The following is a 1,111-nucleotide window of genomic DNA, read 5'->3' as shown; positions in this document are numbered from 1 at the left end:
CGCTATTCTCCTCAGAAGCAGAAATTTTTATCCTCAATTTCTTGCAATCCTCGCTACGGACGCTTAAGTCCGACAGGCTGCTAGCAATCTTTTGCGTACAGGAAGCCAGAGCAGTAAAGAACTGCCTGGTGAGTTAAACACAAGTTTAAAAGCCTTAAGCACCTGCCCGCCCTTGATATATCGAACCAGTTTCAGAAAGTCCCGACCACGGATCAGGTTTCTGGTTCGAAAATCCTGGGCATTGGAACTTTCTTGCCCCAAAGTAAACTCCGACAAAAAGCGGCCATCGTTAGCAAGAAGAATGTTAATATCTTCGACTCTCATGATCCGGGAGATGGACTCTGAACGAATGGTATAAACATATCCGGCCTTTTCAGTTATCTTTGCTTTTGCTCCGTGTGCCAGGCAGACAGCAAGGAAATAATAATCTTCGCCTATTCGCACTTCTGGCCAGTAGGTAACACCTTTTTCCTGCAAAAATCGCCTGCGAAAAACTGGCTTTAAGTAGCCTGTTGACTTGATATGGGTAAAAATCAGGTTGGTTGAAATAAGATGCGCCAGCGTTAACTCATCGACAGGTAGCTCTCCCTGTTTGAAAAAAGGCACGCATTCTTTCCTGCCATATGGTTGCTCAACGACAGGATCGATAAGAATATCGACTGTCTTATCCGCTTTATTTAGTAGGTTCGAAAGACGACCCGGCAAAAAATAGTCATCCGAGTCCAGCACTGCAATCCAGTCTCCCCTTGCAGCAGCAAACCCCAGGTTTCTGGCTGCCCCGGGGCCACTGTTCTCTTCTGCCTGAATCAGAACAACCCGTTCATTCTGGTAGTCTTTAACAATATCGACAGTGTGATCTTCGGAAGCATCATCTATCACGATGACTTCTACCTGAACCCCTTCCTGGCTGAGAGCAGAATCAATCGCTTTTTGGATAAAACCGGCAGCGTTCCAGGCAGGAATCACTACCGAAACATCAGGGTGGGTAACATCGCTCAAGGCCACAGTCTTCTTCCTGATAATCAGTTAAAGCGCATTAATCGATTTGCCGGACTTGCCTAGCAGCCTGTCGGACTTAAGGCTGTCCTACTGCGGTTGCAATAAATTGGTC

The 1,111-nt window shown here is 46.6% G+C and carries 1 protein-coding gene; it reads right to left on the bottom strand.

Annotated elements, in window-relative coordinates:
* Positions 1-63: 63 nt before the first annotated feature.
* A complete protein-coding gene (locus KDK18_RS07875) occupies positions 64-1,005 on the bottom strand; it encodes a glycosyltransferase family 2 protein (RefSeq protein ID WP_257254355.1) in 942 nt (313 codons plus the stop codon).
* Positions 1,006-1,111: the final 106 nt, after the last annotated feature.

The sequence above is a fragment of the Endozoicomonas sp. SESOKO3 genome, assembly GCF_024606255.1.
This window is presented reverse-complemented; position numbering and strand designations above follow the sequence as displayed.